This is a genomic window from Arthrobacter sp. 2MCAF14 (assembly GCF_052115645.1).
Lineage (GTDB): Bacteria > Actinomycetota > Actinomycetes > Actinomycetales > Micrococcaceae > Arthrobacter.
In genome coordinates this window covers 1-20283 of record NZ_JBFRHB010000058.1, presented here as the reverse complement: position 1 = coordinate 20283, position 20283 = coordinate 1, and the positions used below count along the sequence as shown (strand labels likewise).

22 protein-coding genes and 1 pseudogene are annotated in these 20283 nt (G+C 63.3%); 9 read left to right on the top strand and 14 right to left on the bottom strand.

The annotated features are described in order from the left end of the window. Positions 1-324, top strand: a pseudogene (locus tag AB4074_RS23250) (hypothetical protein); the annotation flags it as partial. 71 nt (positions 325-395) lie between these two features. Here AB4074_RS23250 and AB4074_RS23245 read toward each other — a convergent pair. The 12 genes from AB4074_RS23245 to AB4074_RS23190 form a co-directional block, all read right to left on the bottom strand. Continuing rightward, entirely contained in the window at positions 396-1019 is a 624-nt protein-coding gene (locus AB4074_RS23245) for a LysE family transporter (protein WP_284983580.1), read from the bottom strand. A 42-nt stretch (positions 1020-1061) separates the two neighbouring features. Further along, complete coding sequence (locus tag AB4074_RS23240; RefSeq protein ID WP_441415506.1) at positions 1062-1454, bottom strand: type II toxin-antitoxin system VapC family toxin; 393 nt, start codon at positions 1452-1454, stop codon at positions 1062-1064. Continuing rightward, complete coding sequence (locus tag AB4074_RS23235) at positions 1451-1675, bottom strand: type II toxin-antitoxin system Phd/YefM family antitoxin (protein ID WP_441415505.1); 225 nt, start codon at positions 1673-1675, stop codon at positions 1451-1453. The genes AB4074_RS23240 and AB4074_RS23235 overlap by 4 nt, the downstream gene beginning before the upstream one ends. Before the next feature lie 82 nt (positions 1676-1757). Further along, entirely contained in the window at positions 1758-2219 is a 462-nt protein-coding gene (locus AB4074_RS23230) for a hypothetical protein (RefSeq protein WP_441415504.1), read from the bottom strand. Positions 2220-2268: 49 nt separating this feature from the next. Beyond that, positions 2269-3522: an RNA polymerase sigma factor gene (locus tag AB4074_RS23225; protein WP_441415503.1), complete on the bottom strand. Its 1254-nt coding sequence runs from the start codon at positions 3520-3522 to the stop codon at positions 2269-2271. A gap of 3 nt (positions 3523-3525) precedes the next feature. Continuing rightward, positions 3526-3885: a YciI family protein gene (locus tag AB4074_RS23220; protein WP_441415502.1), complete on the bottom strand. Its 360-nt coding sequence runs from the start codon at positions 3883-3885 to the stop codon at positions 3526-3528. A gap of 114 nt (positions 3886-3999) precedes the next feature. After that, positions 4000-4815, bottom strand: coding sequence for a methyltransferase domain-containing protein (locus tag AB4074_RS23215; protein WP_441415501.1), 816 nt, complete (start codon positions 4813-4815; stop codon positions 4000-4002). A gap of 51 nt (positions 4816-4866) precedes the next feature. Then, entirely contained in the window at positions 4867-6093 is a 1227-nt protein-coding gene (locus tag AB4074_RS23210; RefSeq protein ID WP_441415500.1) for a pyridoxal phosphate-dependent aminotransferase, read from the bottom strand. A 34-nt stretch (positions 6094-6127) separates the two neighbouring features. Further along, positions 6128-6790: a hypothetical protein gene (locus AB4074_RS23205; protein ID WP_441415499.1), complete on the bottom strand. Its 663-nt coding sequence runs from the start codon at positions 6788-6790 to the stop codon at positions 6128-6130. Between the two features lie 106 nt (positions 6791-6896). After that, a complete protein-coding gene (locus tag AB4074_RS23200; RefSeq protein ID WP_441415498.1) occupies positions 6897-7793 on the bottom strand; it encodes a hypothetical protein in 897 nt (298 codons plus the stop codon). A 312-nt stretch (positions 7794-8105) separates the two neighbouring features. Beyond that, the gene (locus tag AB4074_RS23195; protein ID WP_441415497.1) at positions 8106-8447 is read right to left on the bottom strand and encodes a hypothetical protein; all 342 of its coding nucleotides are present in this window, start codon (positions 8445-8447) and stop codon (positions 8106-8108) included. Between the two features lie 54 nt (positions 8448-8501). Next, on the bottom strand, positions 8502-9005 hold the full coding sequence (locus AB4074_RS23190; protein WP_441415496.1) for a MarR family winged helix-turn-helix transcriptional regulator: 504 nt from the start codon (positions 9003-9005) through the stop codon (positions 8502-8504). Positions 9006-9107: 102 nt separating this feature from the next. Between AB4074_RS23190 and AB4074_RS23185 the strand changes: the two genes are divergently transcribed. Beyond that, entirely contained in the window at positions 9108-11288 is a 2181-nt protein-coding gene (locus AB4074_RS23185; RefSeq protein ID WP_441415495.1) for an MMPL family transporter, read from the top strand. Here the strand turns inward: AB4074_RS23185 and AB4074_RS23180 are convergent. Further along, positions 11264-12199 (bottom strand): NAD-dependent epimerase/dehydratase family protein, encoded by a 936-nt coding sequence (locus AB4074_RS23180; RefSeq protein WP_441415507.1) that lies wholly within the window; start codon positions 12197-12199, stop codon positions 11264-11266. The genes AB4074_RS23185 and AB4074_RS23180 overlap by 25 nt on opposite strands. A gap of 157 nt (positions 12200-12356) precedes the next feature. On the opposite strand from AB4074_RS23180, the gene AB4074_RS23175 reads away from it, so the two are divergent. The 7 genes from AB4074_RS23175 to AB4074_RS23145 all read left to right on the top strand — a co-directional run bounded on the left by AB4074_RS23175 (position 12357) and on the right by AB4074_RS23145 (position 19484). Next, positions 12357-13082 (top strand): TetR/AcrR family transcriptional regulator, encoded by a 726-nt coding sequence (locus AB4074_RS23175; RefSeq protein WP_441415494.1) that lies wholly within the window; start codon positions 12357-12359, stop codon positions 13080-13082. Positions 13083-13134: 52 nt separating this feature from the next. Then, positions 13135-13926, top strand: a complete 792-nt coding sequence (locus AB4074_RS23170) for an oxygenase MpaB family protein (RefSeq protein WP_441415493.1) — start codon at positions 13135-13137, stop codon at positions 13924-13926. A gap of 7 nt (positions 13927-13933) precedes the next feature. Beyond that, complete coding sequence (locus AB4074_RS23165) at positions 13934-14803, top strand: DUF817 domain-containing protein (protein WP_441415492.1); 870 nt, start codon at positions 13934-13936, stop codon at positions 14801-14803. 354 nt (positions 14804-15157) lie between these two features. Next, a complete protein-coding gene (gene dnaK, locus AB4074_RS23160; RefSeq protein WP_441415491.1) occupies positions 15158-17035 on the top strand; it encodes a molecular chaperone DnaK in 1878 nt (625 codons plus the stop codon). Positions 17036-17037: 2 nt separating this feature from the next. Beyond that, on the top strand, positions 17038-17718 hold the full coding sequence (locus AB4074_RS23155) for a nucleotide exchange factor GrpE (protein WP_441415490.1): 681 nt from the start codon (positions 17038-17040) through the stop codon (positions 17716-17718). Between the two features lie 348 nt (positions 17719-18066). Further along, the gene (locus AB4074_RS23150; protein WP_441415489.1) at positions 18067-19032 is read left to right on the top strand and encodes a DnaJ C-terminal domain-containing protein; all 966 of its coding nucleotides are present in this window, start codon (positions 18067-18069) and stop codon (positions 19030-19032) included. A 29-nt stretch (positions 19033-19061) separates the two neighbouring features. After that, a complete protein-coding gene (locus AB4074_RS23145; protein ID WP_234751031.1) occupies positions 19062-19484 on the top strand; it encodes a heat shock protein transcriptional repressor HspR in 423 nt (140 codons plus the stop codon). 4 nt (positions 19485-19488) lie between these two features. Here the strand turns inward: AB4074_RS23145 and AB4074_RS23140 are convergent, their stop codons facing one another. Then, positions 19489-20124, bottom strand: coding sequence for a CG0192-related protein (locus tag AB4074_RS23140; protein ID WP_441415488.1), 636 nt, complete (start codon positions 20122-20124; stop codon positions 19489-19491). Between the last annotated feature and the right edge of the window lie 159 nt (positions 20125-20283).

Genomic DNA, 20283 nt, shown 5'->3' with positions numbered 1-20283 from the left:
AACGGGGCGGGCCTGTGCGAAGCCTGCAACCACACCAAAGAACTCAAAGGCTGGACAGCACGAACCGAAGCAGCAACAACACGCCCCGGGACACGGCATGTCCTCGACATCCGCACCCCCACCGGACACCACTACCGATCAACAGCCCCGCCCTTGCCAGGTACCCACCCGAAAGCCACCGACGAACCCGGCATTGACTTGTCCGGCGCCCAACTGGCGGGGGCATCCCAATCCGGACGTCACCGACGCAGGCTCCGAGCACAAGCCAAAGCCCTTAGATATGGCCGCGCCATCGAACCCGGTACTAGGCTGCACGCCGCCTAGGTTCTTAGACGTGGACATCCTAGGATCGCCGCTGCTATCTGTCCGGCCGCTGCTATCTGAGCTTGGGTGCCCTAGTGGATGACGGCGAGTAGAACGCCCACAGACATGAACAGCACGCCGAAAGTGCGGTTCAGGACCTTTTGCCCGTGCTCGTTGTGCGTGAACCGTTGGAATGACCGGGCTGCCAAAGCGAAGAAGAACCACATCACGCAGATGTCGATGAAGACGATCGTGCTGCTGAGGACCAGATACTGCGGAATCAGGGGCTGCTCGGGGCGGATGAATTGCGGCATGAAGGCCAGGAAGAAAACGATCGCCTTGGGGTTGAGCAAGTTGACCCAAACGCCTCGCTGGAACATCGACCACGCTGGCTCGTTCCGCCGGGCCTCCACTTTTTCCTTGTCCAGGTCCGGCCGGTGCAGGAACTGCCGGATGCCCATGTACACCAGATATGCCGCCCCCGTGTAGCGGATGACGTTGAAAACCACGGGTGAGCTCGAGACCAGAACACCTACCCCGAGAGCCACGATCAGGATATGGATGATCAGTGCCGCCTGTTGGCCCAGCACTCCCCAGATGGAGCGGCGGAATCCGGAGTTGAGCGAGTTGCTCATAGTGGAGATGGCGCCTGCGCCGGGAGTGAAACTGATCAGGGTGCCGGCGCCTACCAGGGCCAGCCAAAGCGAAATTTGCACCAATCCAGCTTATGCCCGCAGGACGGGGGCCCTGACACGCGACTACCAGATCGTGCTGACGAGCCGGAATTCCTGGAGCGCCCGATCGGACGTCACAAGCATCAAGCCTTCGACGGCGGCTTGAGCGGCAATCATCCGGTCGAAAGGGTCCCTGTGCGGCCAATCAAACGATGCCGCAGCCAGGGCATGCTCCGCGGTAAGGCTCAATTCCTCGGTGACTACACGTTTTACGTGCTGACGGTAACCAGTCATGATCGGATCCAATGCAGCGAGGCGACCGCGCGAGTACTTGTAAGCCAGTTCATAGGCCGAGGCAGCTGAGGCAAAAGTTCGATTTTCGAGGTCTTCGATGATCGACCTGGCTGTGCTGGACAATTGTCCTGGCCTGGTCATGGCGAGCACCAACGCGTTGGAATCCAAGAGAAACGCGGTCATTCCCACTCCGCCAGTTCTTGCTCCGTCAGAGGGTCGAACAGGTTGTCAGGAAGATCGATCTGACCCAGAAAGCCCAACTCGCGCTTCCGAGGGTGCTCAATACGAACTATCCGTGCGACGGGCTTGCCGGCCTTGGCGATAATCACTTCTTCGCCCCGTTCAACCATGTGGAGAAGTTCAGAAAGGCGCGTTTTTGCTTCCTGGATGTTGTACTGGCCCATGTTGACCAAGCATACTTGGTCAACCCGTACGGCGTAAGGTCCAGAACGTCGGTGGACGCTTTTGGCGGCTGCGCTCCGACGCCTACTCACAATGGCCAAACCTCGAATGCACCCAGTGAAGCATCGTGTCCGGGAGATCGTCTCCAAGTAAATATTGGTCGAAATAAGAGTGCGGGCCATTGGACATGTATCCGGTTTTGTCGAGCCCAAAATGGCCGATCATGTGAAACCCGCGCTCCTCGGCAATCCCGTTGAGTTTCTTCGCTTCCTGGAGGATTGGCTGTTCATCGAAGTAGTCTTCCTCCGCCCAGATCCCGGCGTGGGCAACTGCAAAATACTTGGAGCCCTCGAGATCCAGATCTTCCAGGATGGCGTCCTGGAATGGATTCAAGCTGCCTTCAAAGGACTCCGTGACAACCCGGATGCTTTCCAGCTGCATCTCGGCGTCGAGGCCGATCACGACGAGTCTTGGGTAGAGCTTTTCTTCTTGGACAATGAGCGGACGGGCGAGGAGCTCGAGGTCAAAACCCGCTTGAATGATCATGCTTTTGAGGCTATTCATGGCCGCAGGCCGCCGACAGAGGTCACTTTGCCTATGTGGACAACTGCCCGAGTTTGGCTACCTTCACCAGGAGATACTGCCGTTCCTGCAGGCTCCCCGTCTTCCGTGCGGCGGTGAGCAAGCACTCCCGGGCAGCCACAAGGTCGCCGGACATTTCGAGCAAGTGCCCGCGGACGGCGTCGAGCCTGTGCCAGTCTTTCAACTCGACATCAAGCCCATCCAGTAGCTCAAGGGCCGCCCGAGGCCCTTCAACCATTGCCACGGCAACTGCCCGGTTGAGCGTCACCACCGGGCTTGGGGCCTTGGCTTCGAGGACCGTGTACAGCGCCAGGATCTGCGGCCAGTCGGTCTGGTCCGCGGAGGTCGCCTCGGCATGGACTGCAGCGATCGCGGCCTGCAGTTGGTAGGGTCCAGGACGCCCAACCCCCAACACGGCTGACAAGAGTTCAAGGCCCTCGGCGATCTGAGCCGTGTCCCACCGCCGGCGATCCTGTTCGGCGAGCGGCACCAGCATTCCATCCGGGAGGGACCTCGCCCGGCGTCGTGCATCTGTAAGGAGCATGAGGGCCAGCAGTCCGCCCACTTCGAGCTCGCCCGGGAGCAGTCCCCGCAGGAGCCGTGTAAGGCGGATGGCCTCGGCGGTGAGGTCTTCGCGCTGCATGGAGGGGCCGGAACTTGCCGCGTAGCCCTCGTTGAAGATCAGGTACAGGATGTGGAGTACGACGCCGAGCCGCGCCTTTCGCTCGCCCGGTTCCGGGAGCTCGAAATGGGCTCCGGCCTTCTTGATGTTCTGCTTGGCCCGGCTGATCCTCTGGCCCATGGTGGCTTCCGGGACAAAGAACGCGCTGGCGATTTCCGCCGTCGTGAGCCCTCCGATGGCCCGCAATGTCAGTGCCAGCTGCGAGGGTGCTGAGACGGCGGGGTGGCAGCATAGGAAAAGGAGGGTGAGGGTGTCTTCTGCGAACCCTTCCGCGTCACTGGCCGAGGAAGGCTCCTCGCGAGGCAGCGGTTCCAGGGCCGCCGCGCGTTGTTCGCGTGCCTGTCTGGCACTTTCGCTGCGCCAGTAGTCCACCAACCGCCGTGTGGCGACCGTGAGTAGCCAGGATCTGGGGTTGTCCGGGACGCCGGCGGCCGGCCATTGCAATGCTGCCTCGAGCAGGGCTTCCTGGACGGCATCCTCGCACTCGGCAAATTGGCCGTGCCTGTGGACGAGCACGCCAAGGACCTGCGGCGCAAGCGTGCGCAGCAGGTCCTCCACGGTGGATTCCCCGGAAGGCTCGGCCAAGCGCTAGACCTCTGGCGGCGCGTCCTGGACGCGGCGCAGCTCCACAACCGGCGCGTACTTCACGATGCTGGAGCAGATTTCCACTGCCCGTTCCTCGCTGGCGACGTCCACCACCCAGTAGCCGATGAGGGATTCCTTGGCTTCGGCGAAAGGTCCATCGGTGGTGATGACCCCGCTGTCCGTCTGCTTGACCAGCTTGGCAGTGCCGGGGTCGGCCAGTCCGGCGTTGAACACCATCTCGCCTGAATCGCTGAGATCCTTGTCGATCTGGATCATGAACCCGATCATTTCCCTGATCCATTCGGGATCCGCAGCCTCCATCATGCCCTCGGTGGAACCAAACATCATGATCATGTACTTCATCTCGAACTCCTTATCAGGGGCGCTCCGTGCGGGCGCTTTCGTTCATGGGTCGGAACTACGGGACGGTTTTCGACATGGATTGATGGAAAATCCCAAGAAACTTTTGGCGGGCCGCTACGCCCGTGCGATGACTTCTCCATTCGGGATCAGGAAGAAGCCATCATCCGTGGAGCCCCAACGGTGCCAACCGGCGGCGATCCGGGCCAGGTCGGCCTCGTTGGCCAGCCCGTATTCCAGCGCCTGCTCGGCAAACGCGGAGTGCAGGACGCGCTCGCTCCACACCCTCGACTGCCAACGGCGTTGCTGCGCGGTGGCGTACAGCCAGTTGCTGCTGGAGGGCGCGACGTCGGTGAAGCCCGCCTGCTGTGCCCAGGACACGAGCCGCCGTCCGGCGTCGGGCTCTGCTCCGTTCCGTCGGGCGATCTTCTGGTAGAGCTCCATCCAATCGTCGAGCTCGCGCACCTCCGGGTACCAGCTCATGCCGTGGAAATCGGCGTCGCGCACTGCCACGATGGCGCCGGGCTTGGCCACGCGCCGCATCTCGCGCAGCGCGGCAACGGGGTCGGTCAAGTGCTGCAGGACCTGGTGGGCGTGGACGAGGTCGAAGGTTTCGTCCTCGAAGTCCAGATCGTAGATGTTGCCCGTCACGAATTCCACGTTCTCCACGCCACGTTCGGCCGCGAGTGAGGCAGCCTGGGCCACGATCTCGGTGGAACGGTCGAGCCCGACTACCTTCGCGGGAGCCACCAGCTCCGCGAAGTCGCAAGTGATGCTCCCAGGCCCGCATCCGACGTCGAGCACTGATGTCCCGGCGGTGAGATGCGGTATGACGAACGCGGCAGAGTTCTCGGCTGTGCGGGAGGCGTGGGCGCGTACGACGGACTCGTGGTGGCCGTGTGTGTAGACGTCTTCAGGCTTCTGCTCGTTCATAGGGAAACGCTACCCCGATGGAGCGCAAAGCGGGCGGAACTTGGCGTGGCCTTACTCCTGGGGCCGGTTCCGATATGCCGCCAGGAACGTGGCGATCCTGCGCACGGCCTCCTCGATCTCGCGGACGGATGGCAGGATGACGAAGCGGAAATGGTCCGGGGTTGGCCAGTTGAAGGCCGAGCCGTGGGAGACAAGGATTTTCTGGTCCTGCAGGAGGTCGAGGACGAATTTCTCGTCACTTTCGATCGGGTAGACGTCAGGGTCCAGCCGCGGGAACAAGTACATTGCCCCGGCTGCGGGAACGCAGCTCACTCCGGGGATCGCAGTCAGGAGCTTCAAGGCCAGGTCCCGTTGTTCGCGGAGCCGGCCACCTGGCCTGATGAGTTCCTCGATGCTTTGGTAGCCGCCCAGACAGGTCTGGATGGCGTGCTGCGCCGGAACGTTGGAGCACAAACGGAGGGACGCCAAGAGCTCCAATGCTTCGCGGTATTCGGCGGTTGCCGCGTGCGGGCCGGTCAAAGCGACCCAGCCGGCACGATAACCGGGCATGCGGTAAGCCTTGGAGAGGCCGCTGAAGGTCAGGACGCAAATGTCATCTGCCACGGACGCCGTGTGGATGTGCTGGGCGTCCTCGTACCGGATCTTCTCGTAGATCTCGTCCGAGAAGAGGACAAGATCATGCTTGCGGGCCAATGCCGCGAACTGCTCCAGGATGTGGCGGGGGTATACCGCGCCCGTGGGGTTGTTCGGGTTGATGATGACGATGGCCTTGGTGCGCTTGGTGATTTTGGCTTCGACGTCGGACATGTCCGGCCACCAATTCTGGCTCTCATCGCAGAGATAGTGCACCGGAGTGCCGCCAGTGAGGGTCACTGTTGCCGTCCACAGCGGATAATCCGGCGCGGGGATGAGGACTTCATCGCCGTTTTCCAGGAAGGCCTGCAGCGTCATGGAAATCAGTTCGCTGACGCCGTTGCCGATGAAGATATCCTCGACGCCGATATTCATCAGGTTCTTGGTCTGGTAGTACTGCGAAATCGCTGTCCGCGCCGTGAAGATGCCTTTGGAATCGCTGTACCCTTGGGCTCCGCGGAGGTGGTGGATCATGTCCACCACCACGGACTCCGGAGCTTCCAGCCCGAACGGTGCGGTGTCGCCAAGATTCATCTTGAGGATGCGGTGTCCTTCTGCCTCCATGGTCTTGGCCGTTTGGAGGATGGGCCCACGGAGTTCATAACGGACGTTCTGTAGTTTGCTGGAGTGCTGCATCGGACGCATGGTTGATCATTTCATGTCCGGCGCCTGTTCTCCCTTATTCCCATCGGATGATGACAGGCAGGCTGCTCGTATTGGCTGAGACTTCACGTTCGGTGCCGCGGACTGCCACGACAAAGTGCTGGAGATCGTCCGCCGAGGTCAGGACCTCGAAATGGCCGGTGGGATCGCTCACGACGGCCGATGCGGAGGAATGCGGGCGGATATACGCCTCAGGGATGCCTTTGTTGTGGACGTCGACCAACCTGCCGTGGATGAGGCGGTCCACTGTGGTGGCGGCAAGCGGGGGTTCAGCGGCCGGAGGCCCGGAAGGCTCGTTGAGGCTTATGCCAATCGGGACGCGGACGAGGAAACCGAGGCCTTGGCGGATGCCGGAGTCGTATTCGTCGGGCTGGAATTCACCACTGGAGACCACTGAGTATTGGGTGTTTTGTTCGATTGCAACGAGGAGCTTCTCCATGTTGTCCAGTTGCGTGGGGCCATGGCATTCCACGGCCACCTTGAGCTCAAGGTCCAACAGCGGTCCTTCCCGCCGGGAACGGCCCACTCTGTTCATGGCGACCGCATGGACCGTGACAGGAGCGTCGGTGGATTGACCTGTGGGTGGTTCAGAACCGTCATCGAAGCGGACGCGCACGGGCGAGACGGCGTCGGAAAGTATCCCGAGGAGCTCGGTCAGCGATGATCGCACAACACCCACGGTGACACTCCAGTCCACAAAGTGGTCCAGCTAGCCGTTGTGCTCTACGTTACTCCCGCACTGGTCCACGAGTCACCCGGGTTCAGGCGTAACTCCATTCGATGGCTCACCACTTCAGCGGGATGGTCTCGAAAGAACCGCCGCCGTTGCCGTCTCCGGCGGCAAGGCAAAGTAGCCGATCCGGATCGACTTTGAACTGACTCGCGAGGGTCGCTATGCCAGTCAATGCGGCGTGGGGAGTGAGTTGCGGGCAATGGAGTAGCCACGACAAAAGCGGATCGACATCACATTCCTTGGTAGGTAGCGGTACCGCCAGAAGTTCCCCACCAAGCTCCCATCGCCCTTCGAGCGGATCCGCCAAGCGGACGCCCTCGGCCACCTCGTCGGCCGTTTGGGCCAAATGGCTGGATGACATTAGCAGGTGGGTACCGCGTTCCTTTTCCACCGTGAACCTGGCGAGACCAAGGATGCGAATCTGTTGGGGATCCAGGGCCAACCCCAGCTCCTCATGGGCTTCGCGTGCGAGGGCACGCCTTGGATCGGGGATCCCGCTGCTGTCTGCGTCCGGGAGAATGCCATCGCGGGGGCGGAGCGACAGGTTGCCATTCACGGCCGGCCCGAAGAGCCCGGCGTGAGAGCCCGCATTTTTCGACCTTCCCGCGAACAGCATCTTCCGGTCTGCCGTGACCAGAACGGTGGACAAGGTCAACAACCGTGATGCCTCCCCCTCCACGATTCTGGGTGCTGCACCAGGGTCCGGATCCAGCCCCTCGAAAGTCTTCGGGTAGTGGTCGGTCAGAACCGCCGCATAGGTGGTCTCGGCCATAGCCAGATGCAATCTCTGACGGCCGTTGCTGCTGACTCCTTCGGGGCGCCAGTCGACAAGCCGCGGCAGGACGCTGTCAAAGGTGCGCGGACTGCGGAATTTTGCCCGCAGAATTTCCGCTTCCGCCGGCGTCGTCGGAAGCGGTTCGGTTTCGAGGCCGCCTGCCTCGATGGCCACGGGTCTGTTTCCCGGTCCAGGCTCGTGGAAGTCCGGCGCAATCCTGTGCCGGCGGTAGCTAACGAAGAGATCGTAGGCAAGGGTGCCCTTTTCGACCTCCGGAAGCTCCCATAAGTCAAAAGTCCGGCCACCGGGGAGCTCGAGGCGGACATCCCTGAGCGTTTTTGGAGCTTCCGCGCCCCCTCCCGAGGCCGCAGAGCCGAGAACCGTCGACGTTTCGAGGGCGGTCTGCGATTCGTGGACGACGAGTGGGGCCGTGGCAGTACCCAGGAAAGAGCCTTTACGTAGTTTCGCGGCGTAGCTGGCATACGCCTAGGAGAGTTTAAGCAGTTCGGCGCTGGATGCGGCGAAGGTCAGCGGCATCGGGCTGCCCTTTCCGCGGGGCAGGCTTCCCGGGTGAGCCTGGCCGGGGTGGGCCGAAGGCAGCCAGTTGAGTTCGTCAGCGGACGTCGCCGGGCCACTCGTCACGATGCCGTGAACCCTGCGCTTGCTTTCCTTCCGGCTTATCCCCAGGCCCTTCATGGCGCGGATCCGGGTGCGTTTCATCAAGCGCTCCGGACGCCCCCGCAACGCCTCAACGACGGCCCAGATCGCAATGAGTCCAGGGATGAAGGAGAACCAGTCCGCCAAGGTCAGGTCCACAAGCTTGTCCAATCACGGCCCCCTGCTCAGTCGATATGTCGCTCGTGCGCTTACCCGAGAACCATCCTATGTTCCGGGTAGAGGGCGCATTGGCTCGGCAAGGGCGGCGTCCTTGCGGGCCGTCATGGTTGCCTCGATGACGCCCTGCATGAAAGTCATGACTATGCGGAGTTCTTCCGGCGAAAGTGCGTCGATTACCGGGGCGATAGCGCCCGCCAGGGGAGAAAACAATTCGCTGCCGGTGGCGCGCGCGGAATCGGTCATCTCCAGATGAACCTGGCGGCGGTCCTTCTCGCTGCGGCGGCGCTCCAAGTGGCCTGCCCGGTCGAGCCGGTCCACAAGTGCGGTTGTTGCCGGCGAACTCAGGTTGAGTGCCGCCCTGAGCGCCCCGGGAGTCATGGTCTTGCCCTCCCGTGCGGCAGCCACCATGGCAGCCAATGCGTTCAGGTCCGTTCGATGGAGGTGGTGGCGGTTGCTGATGGCCTCCACATACCGCTCCGTTTCGACCGTGAACTGCTGGAGTAGCCCGAGGAGTACAGCCGCGGACCGGACGTGCTGATTGTCATCCATGAGGCCTCCTTCAGCCTCAAATTATCCCACCGGGATGTCATTGACCAATTATCTCCATGATAGATATATTTCGTCATGGAAGTAGTTAGGAAGGGTGTGGGCATGACAGACAAGCGGACTGGAACCGGCCGACGCAGCAGTTCGGGGTGGTGGTTGGCGGGCGCGGTGCTATCGCTGGTGGCGTGGATGGGGGTCGGTGGAATCGGCGGCCCAACCTTTGGAAAGCTCAGCGAGGTGTCCAGCAACGACCAATCATCCTTCCTTCCAGCGAGCGCCGAATCCACCGAAGCCCGTGAATGGCAAAGCAGGTTCATTTCCAGCGGCAATGTTCCCGCGGTGGTGTTGATCGAGTCTCCTGAGAAGCTTTCACCCGTTCAACTGGCCGGATTGGCATCCCTCGGCACCCAACTCTCTGCCGCCGACGGGGTCAGCCACTCGACGTCGACGGTTGGGCCGATTCCGTCCGCGGATGGCAAGGCGGCGCAATTCATCGTCCCGGTAGACGATGGAAACCGGGTCAAAGGGAGAATCCAAGCGCTTCGTGCAAAGGTGACGGATTTTGCGGCCGGGGCGGCACTTCCCGCTGGAACAACCACCTACGTGACGGGACCGGCGGGCTTCCTCGCCGATCTGGTCAGCGCTTTTGGGGGCATCGACGGGATACTGCTTTTCGCGGCACTCGGTGCCGTCTTGGTCATCCTGCTAGCCGTCTACCGATCCGTGGTGCTGCCCTTTGTGGTGCTGCTTACCGCCGTCTTCGCGCTTTGCGGTTCCATTCTGTTGGTCTTTGCCTTGGCGAAGTCGGGCGTCATCCCATTGACGGGACAAAGCCAAGGGATCCTGTCCATCCTGGTGGTTGGCTCGGCCACCGACTATGCCCTCCTCTTTGTGGCCCGTTACCGTGAGGCCTTGGGCCACGCGCCGAACAAATGGTCGGCTGTGGGACGCGCGTACAGAGGCAGCTTCGGGGCCATCCTGGCCTCCGGGACAACGGTCGCGCTGGCGTTGCTTTGCCTGCTCTTCTCAGAACTGAATTCAAACCGCGGACTGGGGCCCATCGGCGCAATCGGAATCGGCTTTTCAATGTTGGCCAGCCTGACACTGCTTCCTGCTGCGCTTGGCTTGCTCGGCAGGTCCGCATTTTGGCCGCGTACCCCGAGGAAAGTCCCAGCCAACTCCGGCATTCCCCGGGGTTGGAGGCTTCTGGCAAGCATCATAGCCAGGCGGCCCAGGGCCGTATGGCTGGGCGCAGCTGCCGTTTTAGTGGTCTGCGCCGCTGGCCTGTTGCAACTCCAGGCCAGCGGTGTTCCACAGTCGGCGCTCATCCTAAGCAAATCCGAGGCAGTAGACGGCCAAGTGGCATTGGGCCGGCATTATCCCGCCGGTGCGGGAAGCCCGGTGGTGGTTGTGGCCGACGAAAAGGCGGCGGCCGCGGTACTTGCCGGGGTCAAAGCCCAGGAAGGCATCTCGGATGCATCCGTGGTTGCCGCTCAACCGGATTCCGGCGTCCGCCCGCTGGCGGAAACCGCGATGGACACTGTCCCCTTGGTGCGGGACGGCCGGGTGCTGATCAACGCCACCCTGTCCTCAGAAGCAGATTCGGCGAAGGCCGAGCAGACCATCGCCGCCCTCCGGCAGAAGCTGCACGACAAGGCGCCCGGAACCTTGGTCGGAGGAACCACCGCCACTGCCGTGGACACCAACGCCAGCGCACAGTCTGATTTGTGGCGCATCATCCCGATCGTCTTGGCGGTCATCCTGTTGGTGCTCATGGCATTGCTGCGGTCCGTTTTGGCGCCACTGTTGCTGATCGGCACCGTAGTGCTGTCCTATGCGGCGGCGTTGGGCGTGTCGGCCTGGGTGTTCAACCATGTGTTTGGATTCCCCGGAGCGGATGCCTCGGTTCCGCTTTTCGGTTTTGTATTCCTCGTGGCCCTCGGCGTCGACTACAACATCTTCCTCATGACCCGCGTCCGGGAAGAGTGGAGGCTCGACGGAACCCGCGCCGGTATCTTGAAGGGCCTCGGTGCAACCGGCGGGGTGATTACCTCGGCGGGCGTCGTTCTTGCCGCCACTTTTGCTGCCCTTGGGGTCATCCCGATCCTTTTCCTTGCGCAGATCTCTTTTATTGTGGCGTTCGGAGTGCTGCTCGACACCACGATCGTGCGCTCGCTGTTAGTACCGGCCTTGGCTTACGACATTGGCCGGCGCATCTGGTGGCCGGGACGCCTGGCACGCGATCCGGCGTCGAAGGAGAATCAGCGGGCAGCCACGGCTTCCTGATCCCGCCACCAGGCCACGGTCGCTGCCATCGCATCTGAAAGCGGTGTCGGTTCCAGCCCGAGCTTGGCCTGGCTCGCTGTGGAGTCCATGACGAATGGACGCTCGAACTGGTACAACATTTCGGCCAGCTCCCGCATGTCGGTTGAAAACAGGCCGAGGGTCCGGAGCAGCCAGCCCGGAACCACGCTCAGCTTCGGTTCGGGCATGCCGGCCGAGCGTCCGAAGTTTCCCGCAATTTCCCGCATCGTCATTGCCGGACCCGTGGGGGCGTGCAATACCGAGTTCCAGAGTTCGGGCCTTTGGGCCGCGGCGATCATGGCGGCGGCAAGATCCGGGACGTATGTGAAAGAGTGCGGCTGCTTGGCGCTTCCGAGAACCTGGACGGTCTCGCCCTTGAGGACGAGGGGGACCATGCGCTCGCCGGCGTGCGCCATGCGGGCTCGTGGCCCGAAGAAATCGCCCGCCACCACGCTGACGGTATTCGCCGGGTGGGCTTGCCGGGCCTTCAACAGGGCCGAGCGGATGCCGCGCTTGCCGCCGGTCGCTTCGCGGGGGCTGCTTTCGGTGATGGTCTTGTCCGGCTCGCTGTAGGAGTAAAGGCTCTCCGGGAAGACGACGACGGCGCCTGCCGCCGCAGCGGCGTCCATCACCACTTGCTCTGCTCCGGGAAGCTCGGCCGCCCAGGCTTTGGCCCGGTAGGCAGAACCGTGGATGCAGTGGAAGACGGCCGTGGCGCCGTCGAAGGCTTGCGCCAACTTGGCCGGGTCCGAAACATCGACGCGGAGCCTTTCGACCAGCGGGTGGTCCGGTCCGCTGCCTGAGCGCGTCAGGATGCGCACGTTTTCGCCGCGGTCCGCGAGTTGCTCGGCGATGGTCCATCCCACGGGGCCTGCTCCTGTGACGACGTACATGGTGTTGCTCACTTTCTGCTTGGGGGATTTAGTTCTTGGGTTGAAATCTAATTCGAGAGCAGTGCTCTCTGAAGTCAGGATGAGCCTTTTCGAATTCCATGTCAAGAGCACTGCTCACATTTGTTTCCAGTGCTCTCTTTTGTGGCATGCTGGATGGATGGAACATCCCTTGGCCGCAGCGGCCAGACAACCGACGCCCCGCGAGCGGGCCCGGGCCCAGACCGTGGCGGACATCATCCGACTGGGTCGCCAACACCTTGCCTTGCATGGCGCCGCGGGCTTGTCCCTCAGGGCTGTCGCGCGCGATCTTGGCGTGGTGTCCTCCGCCGTGTACCGGTATGTGGAGAGCCGCGACGAACTCTTGACCCTCTTGCTGATTGACGCTTACGGCGAGCTGGGCGATGAGGTGGATGCCGCCGTAGACGCCCTCCCCGAGGACGACTACAGCGGCAGATTCCTGGCGCTCGGGCGGGCCGTTCGTCAGTGGGCCCTGCGCGAGCCGGCGAGGTATGCCCTCCTGTTCGGCAGCCCGGTCCCCGGATACCAAGCGCCCGCCGAGCGCACTACGGAACCCGGAACGCGGGTGATCTACCGGATGGTGGGGATCTTCGACGCCGCGTACCGCGCAGGTGCCTTGGCTGCCGACGCGGCGCCCGCCGTCGTCGTTCCTCCAGCCCTTGCCGCGGACCTGGCGGCCATCCGGGCCGAACTGGGAGTGGCCGTTCCCGAACCCGCGTTGGCCAGGGGCGTGCTGGTGTGGACGTCGGTTTTCGGGGCGGTCAGCTTCGAGGTGTTCGGCCAATACGGGGCCGACACATTCCCGGCCCGCGACGAGTTGTTTGAGCACCAGCTCACGGTGCTGCAGGGGATCGTGGGGCTGTAGCCGCCCCCCGCAACCGTGCATGAAAGCCCGTGCCCGAAGGTACAGTAACTGCATGGCTCGCGGACTTGCTGACATCGGCGCGGAGGGCGTTTTGCTCGCCGGAGCAGGGCGCGCCATCCTGATGCAGATCGCCAATCCCGCGGTCGGTCACGGCGTCGCCGAGCACAGCAACTTCGCCGAACGGCCATTGGACCGGCTGCGAGCCACCATGACGTACGTCTACGCTGTGGTCTATGGCTCGGACGAGCAATTGGCCGCGGTGCGCCGGGCTGTGAATCGTGCGCACGCACCGGTTCGCCGGCCAGCGGACGATTCCGCCCCCGGATACAACGCCTTTGACGCGCAATCCCAGCTCTGGGTCGTGGCAACCCTCTATGACACCGCCGTCACCGTTTACGAAAAGGTCCATGGAGCCCTCGACGACGACACAGCCGATCGGGTCTACCGTGAGTATGCGCGGGTCGGGACGGCGTTGCAGCTTCCCGCCGAGCTCTGGCCTGCCGACCGCTCGGCCTTCGCGGGCTATCGGGATGAATACCTGCGGAACCTCGAACCGGATGCAGCCGCTTTGCGGGTGGCCCACGAGCTCCTTTACCCCACGAGCGGGCCGTTTTTGATGCGCTTGAGCATGCCGTTGGTCCGGCTGCTGACCGCGGGCCTGCTGCCGGAGCAGCTTCGGGCGGGATTCGGGCTGCCTTGGAATACCCTGCATCGGCGCAGCTTCGACGGCACCATGCGCCTCTTGGCAGCGGCTTACCCAAAGCTGCCGGAGAAAGTCAGGCATTGGCCGAAGAACTACTATCTTGGCCGGCTCGGACCGGGCGAGCTCGGCCCTGGCGAGTAGGGCGCCGATGCGTGAGCTCACCGCGGTTGAGGAACTTATCGACGGGAGCGCGAGCCGCTTCCTGGGCGGTGCCCCGGCCCGAGGACTTCGATCCAGGCTCACTGAGTTCACCGTCTTCGGCCTCAAGCAGGCGTGGGCGTGCATCTTCGGCGCTTCGCTCCTTGCCGTCATTTTCGGTGCCCACCTCTGGTATCCAGCCAACTCCGGCCTCGCGAGGAACGATTTCCTGACGATCGCCGCCGTCGTGATCCAAGTCCTGATGGTGGCCACGAAGCTGGAAACCTTGCGCGAGCTCAGGGTGATCGTGCTCTTCCACATGGTGGGAACGGTCATGGAGTTGTTCAAGACAGACGTCGGCTCGTGGTCGTATGAAGCCGAGGGTGTTCTCCGCGTCGGCGCCGTTCCGCTCTTCAGTGGCTTCATGTACGCGGCGGTCGGCTCGTACATGGTGCGGGTTTACCGGGTTTTCGACCTGCGCTTCGCCGGGTATCCAAGGCGTTGGATCACTGCGGTCCTGGCTGCGGCCATCTATGTGAACTTCTTTTCCCACCACTACATCGTTGATGCCCGCTGGGTTCTGCTGGCCGCCGTCGTCGTGATCTATGGCCGGTGCGTCATGTACTTCCGGGTGTTTCGGCATCGACTCCGGATGCCGCTGGTCCTGGCATTCCTGCTGGTGGCGCTCTTCATCTGGATTGCCGAGAACATCGCCACCTGGTCGCACGCCTGGCTGTATCCGAGCCAACTGGATGGCTGGCACTTGGTGTCCCCGGACAAGCTCGTCTCGTGGTTCCTCCTGATGATCATCTCCGTGGTGCTGGTGGCATGGGTGTACAAGCCGATGCAGCCGGACGAGGCGTTGGCCGCCTCCGGCTGACGGAATACCCGCCGTCGACATCGCCGGAACGCTGCGGAGTCGCCGGAGCGCTCACGCGAACCGGCACTCTTCCCGCGAGTTCGACGTCGGCCCTCAACCCAAGCCCCGCCGGCGGGCGTTCTCCCACGGCGAAATCGGCCGTAAATCCCCGTGTTTCCGGGGTTTCTTGACCCGCGTTCGGCAGAGTTGAGTGTAGTTGACTCAACTTTAGATTGACATTGAATGAGGCCTGAGTACAGTTGAGTGCAGAACGCTCAACTAGCCGAAGGTTGAGTGCTCCCCGCCCTCCAATCCCCTCACGGGTAGCGGAATCGGGTGAAATCTCGATCGTCGGCCATTGAAAGGAAGCAACATATGTCACGCGCTGTAGGTATCGACCTCGGAACCACTAACTCCGTCGTCTCTGTTCTCGAAGGTGGCGAGCCCACCGTCATTGCCAACGCCGAGGGTGGCCGCACCACGCCGTCGGTCGTTGCATTCTCCAAGTCCGGTGAAGTCCTGGTCGGCGAAATCGCCAAGCGCCAGGCCGTCAACAACATCGACCGCACCATCGCTTCCGTGAAGCGCCACATGGGCACCGACTGGTCCGTCGCCATTGACGACAAGAAGTACACGCCGCAGGAAATCTCCGCGCGTATCCTCATGAAGCTGAAGAACGACGCCGAGAGCTACCTCGGCGAAAAGGTCACCGACGCTGTCATCACCGTCCCGGCCTACTTCAACGACGCCGAGCGCCAGGCCACCAAGGAAGCCGGCGAAATTGCCGGCATGAACGTTCTCCGCATTGTCAACGAGCCCACCGCCGCAGCACTTGCCTACGGCCTGGACAAGGGCAAGGAAGACGAACTCATCCTGGTCTTCGACCTTGGTGGCGGAACGTTCGACGTCTCCCTGCTGGAAGTCGGCAAGGACGAAGACGGCTTCTCCACCATCCAGGTCCGCGCCACTGCCGGCGACAACCGCCTCGGCGGCGACGACTGGGACCAGCGCGTTGTTGACTACCTGCTGAACCAGCTCAAGATCAAGGGCATCGACCTTTCCAAGGACAAGATCGCCCTCCAGCGTCTGCGCGAGGCTTCGGAGCAAGCCAAGAAGGAACTCTCTTCCTCCACCAGCACCAACGTCTCCCTCCAGTACCTCTCCGTCACCCCCGACGGCCCGGTCCACCTGGACGAGCAGCTGACCCGCGCCAAGTTCCAGGACCTCACCAAGGACCTGCTTGAGCGCACCAAGAAGCCGTTCCACGACGTCATCGCCGAGACCGGCATCAAGCTCTCCGAAATCGACCACATCGTGCTCGTGGGTGGTTCCACCCGCATGCCCGCCGTCTACGACCTCGTCAAGGAACTCGCCGGTGGCAAGGAGCCCAACAAGGGCGTCAACCCGGACGAAGTTGTTGCCGTTGGCGCAGCACTGCAGGCCGGCGTGCTGAAGGGCGAGCGCAAGGACGTTCTCCTGATCGACGTCACCCCGCTGTCCCTCGGTATCGAAACCAAGGGCGGTGTCATGACGCACCTGATCGAGCGCAACACGGCCATTCCCACCAAGCGTTCCGAGACCTTCACCACCGCTGACGACAACCAGCCGTCCGTGGCCATCCAGGTCTTCCAGGGCGAGCGTGAATTCACCCGCGACAACAAGCCGCTGGGCACGTTCGAACTGACTGGCATCGCTCCGGCACCGCGCGGCGTCCCCCAGGTCGAGGTCACCTTCGACATCGATGCCAACGGCATCGTCCACGTCTCCGCCAAGGACAAGGGCACCGGCAAGGAACAGTCGATGACCATCACCGGCGGCACCGCGCTGTCCAAGGAGGACATCGACCGCATGGTCCGTGAAGCCGAGGAACACGCAGCCGAGGACAAGGCCCGCCGCGAGGCTACCGACACCCGCAACACTGCCGAGCAGCTCGCCTACTCCGTGGACAAGCTCATCGCCGAAAACGACGAGAAGCTGCCGGAAGAGGTCAAGACCGAGGTCAAGGCCGACGTCGACGCCCTCAAGAAGGCCCTCGAAGGCACCGATGACGCAGCAGTGAAGACCGCTTTCGAGAAGCTGCAGCACTCGCAGTCCAAGCTCGGCGAAGCGATCTACTCGCACGCCGGTTCCCCGGATGGCGCAAGCAGCGCCGCAGGTGCTGAGGGCGCTCACGCCGGTGCCAAGTCGGGTTCTGCCTCCGGCGATGAGGACATCGTCGACGCCGAGATCATCGACGAAGACGAAAAGAAGTAAGCATGCCTCATCACGGCAACGACGCAGAGCACTCACCTTCCAACAACGAGGGCAAGCACGACGAGCGTGAAGGAGCCGGTCAGCAGAAGCCAATTATTCGCGACAACCGCAAGGTTGACCCGGAGACCGGGGCCGCCCGCCACCCCCAAGGATCGGCAGCTGATTCCGCTGCTGCCGCCGAGGGCGACGCCCTGTCCCAGGCTGAGGAAATCCTCAACGGCATGGAGGTTCCGGCTGAAGAGTCGGTGGCCCCCAGTGCCGCTGCAGAAGCAGAGGCCGCGGAACTCCGCAACGACCTCCTGCGCCTGCAGGCCGAGTACGTCAACTACCGCAAGCGCGTCGAACGCGACCGCGCCGTCGCAGGGGAAATGGCCGTCATCGGCGTCCTGAACTCCCTGCTGCCGGTGCTGGACGACGTCGACGCCGCCCGCCAGCACGGTGACCTCGTGGACGGCCCGTTCGCCGCGATCGCCGCCAAGCTGGAGAACGCGCTGAAGACGTACGGCTTGGAGCGCATCGCGGAAACCGGAGTCGACTTCGACCCCACGATCCACGAAGCCCTCATCCAGCAGCCGGGCGAGGACATCGAAGTAGACACCGTCAGCCAAGTGCTGCGCTCCGGCTACCGCTCCGGCGACCGAGTGCTGCGTGCGGCCCAGGTGATCGTGGCTGTGCCGGCCTAGTTGTACTCACCGCGCTAGGTCTGCTCACCTCGGCGCTTCGCCGGATATGGGGCGGTGCCCGCTTCGCGGTGCCCTCCACACCGCCGCCCCATATCCGGCTTCGCGCCCGCTGTAGGCTCGCCTGAGGTGAGTCGACAGCAGGCGCGAAGCGAAGCATAGGCCCCGGGAGTGGAATCTAAGGATCTGGCCGAGGGCCCCGACACGAGCTTGCGAGTGTTGGGAAGGCCAACATCCGCCACGCGAAGGGGCGGCTGAAGTCCGCAGGACTTAGCCGCCACGCGAAGGGGCGGGGGCCTATGCTTCGCGTAGCGCTACGCAACCGAACACAGAACGAAAGAGAGAAGCCGAGTGGCCAGCCAGGACTGGGTTGAGAAGGATTTTTACGCCATCCTTGGTGTCGCCAAGGACGCCTCTGACGCTGACATCAAGAAGGCGTACCGCAAGCTTGCGCGGAAGTACCATCCGGATACAAATTCCGGGGATGCTACTGCGGAGAAGAAGTTCAAGGACATCTCGGAGGCCTATTCGGTGCTCTCGGATGCCGAGGAGCGTCAGCAGTACGATGCCATTCGCGCCATGGGCGGGGCACGCTTCGCTCCGGGCGCAGCTCGCGGCGGGCCGGCCAATGGCGGCTTCGAGGACCTGTTCGGCGGGCTTTTCGGCGGCGGCGCACGCCAGCCTGCAGGGGCCGGCGGTATCCCTCCCGAGTTCGCTGACTTGTTCGGCGGCGGTTTCGGCGGTGGACAGACCGGTTTCCAGCGCGCGCCCCAAAAAGGCAGCGACCGTACGGCGTCCACCTCAATTTCCTTTGCCGGCTCTATTCACGGCACCACGGTGAGCTTGCGCGAAAGCAACGGCAACGTTATCGAAGTGAAGATTCCGGCGGGCATCAGGGACGGCCAGAAGGTCCGTCAGCGCGGCAAGGGCAACCCCGGCGCAGCCGGCAACGGGGACCTCATCATCACGGTGAACGTCAAGCCCCACGATTTCTTCAACCGCGACGGCGACAACATCCGCATCCACGTGCCGGTCACCTTCGCGGAGGCTGCCTTGGGTTCCAACATCCATGTGCCAACGCTCGACGGCGACACCGTCACCGTCCGCGTCCCAGCAGGCACGCCTTCCGGCCGCACGCTCCGGGTCAAGGGCCGCGGCGTCAAGACGTCGAAGGGCACCGGAGACCTGCTGGTGACGATCGACGTCTCCGTCCCGCAGAACCTCAACAAACAGGCCGAGGAGGCCGTCAAGGCATTCGCCGCGGCAACTGCCGACGCCGATCCTCGCCATGACCTGGCCGCCAAGGCCCGCTTGTAGCGGCAGAACACATGGGAGGGGACGTAGGCATGGGCATCGACATCAACCAGCCGATCTTCGTCATCTCCGTCGCGGCCGAACTGGCTGACATGCATCCGCAGACCCTGCGCCAGTACGACCGCCTCGGCATCGTGTCGCCGAGCCGTGCCCCGGGCAAGTCCCGGCGTTACTCCCAGCGCGATATCGACCGCTTGCGCGAGGTCCAGCGGCTCTCCCACGAGGGCGTGTCCCTTGAGGGCATCAAGCGCATCCTCGAGCTCGAAAACCAGGTGGCCGCGCTTCAGTTCCGCGTGGCCGAGTTGAGCGAGGAACTGCAACGCCGGCGGAGCCCGATGGAGGCCCGAATTTTCGCGGCGGGAGCAGCCGGCGACGTCGTCAGCCTTGCCCGCGGGCAGCGCCCCCGGGCGCGATCCCAGGCAGTTGTCGTCTGGCGGCCGCGTCCGGGGGAGTAATCCTCTAGGCCTGCGGGAGGGACCCCAGCAGAACCGGCGCTTCCTGCCCGGCCCACGTACCCCTCAGGGAAGCCGAATCTTCCGAACCCTGTGTACCCAGATCGAGGACACGGTTCACCAGCAGTGTGAGCTCACCGGCTTCGATGCTGGTGACGCCGTCTTCGGTGATCGGGGCTGCCGGGCTCAGCACCGGGACTTCGCCACCGGGCGTTCCGCTGCCTTTGACGTTGACCGAACTTTTGCGTGGCTCCAGCACGCCGTCCACGTCCACGAACTGTTCGGCTTCCTGCTGTCCCGTGAGGATGGCGGTGGCCAGGGCGACGACGTAGACGGGATCTGCGCAGGCGTCGTACACCCACCTCGTGCCCAAAACGGAGTGTTCCATGGTGCCCAGCAGCGAGTCCTCCGCGCCGGGCAATTTCGAACCTCGGTAGCTCAGGGGAACCTGGTAGACCTTGCCGCCGTGGGAGACGAGATGGGTCTCAAGGCCGACTTCGCCGTCCGGATCATCGAAGCGGTATGCCCCAAGCAGTTCGGGCGGCGCCGAGCCATCCATGTTGAACCATGACTGGACGGGTAAGTACTTTTCGATGAGTTCAAGTTTGCTGGGACTCAGGGTTGCTCGACGGATGATAGCCATGCGGTCCAGCCTAAGCCTCGATCCACCGATGTGCCCGGGCTGATGATTTGAATCCGGTTCGGCTCGTTGTGCGGGCAGGGAGCATGCTGGGGTGCCAGGCCTCGCTGCCCTTCGGTGTTCCACTGTTGGTCCTGGTTGCGCCGGGTGGCTGGGTGGGCG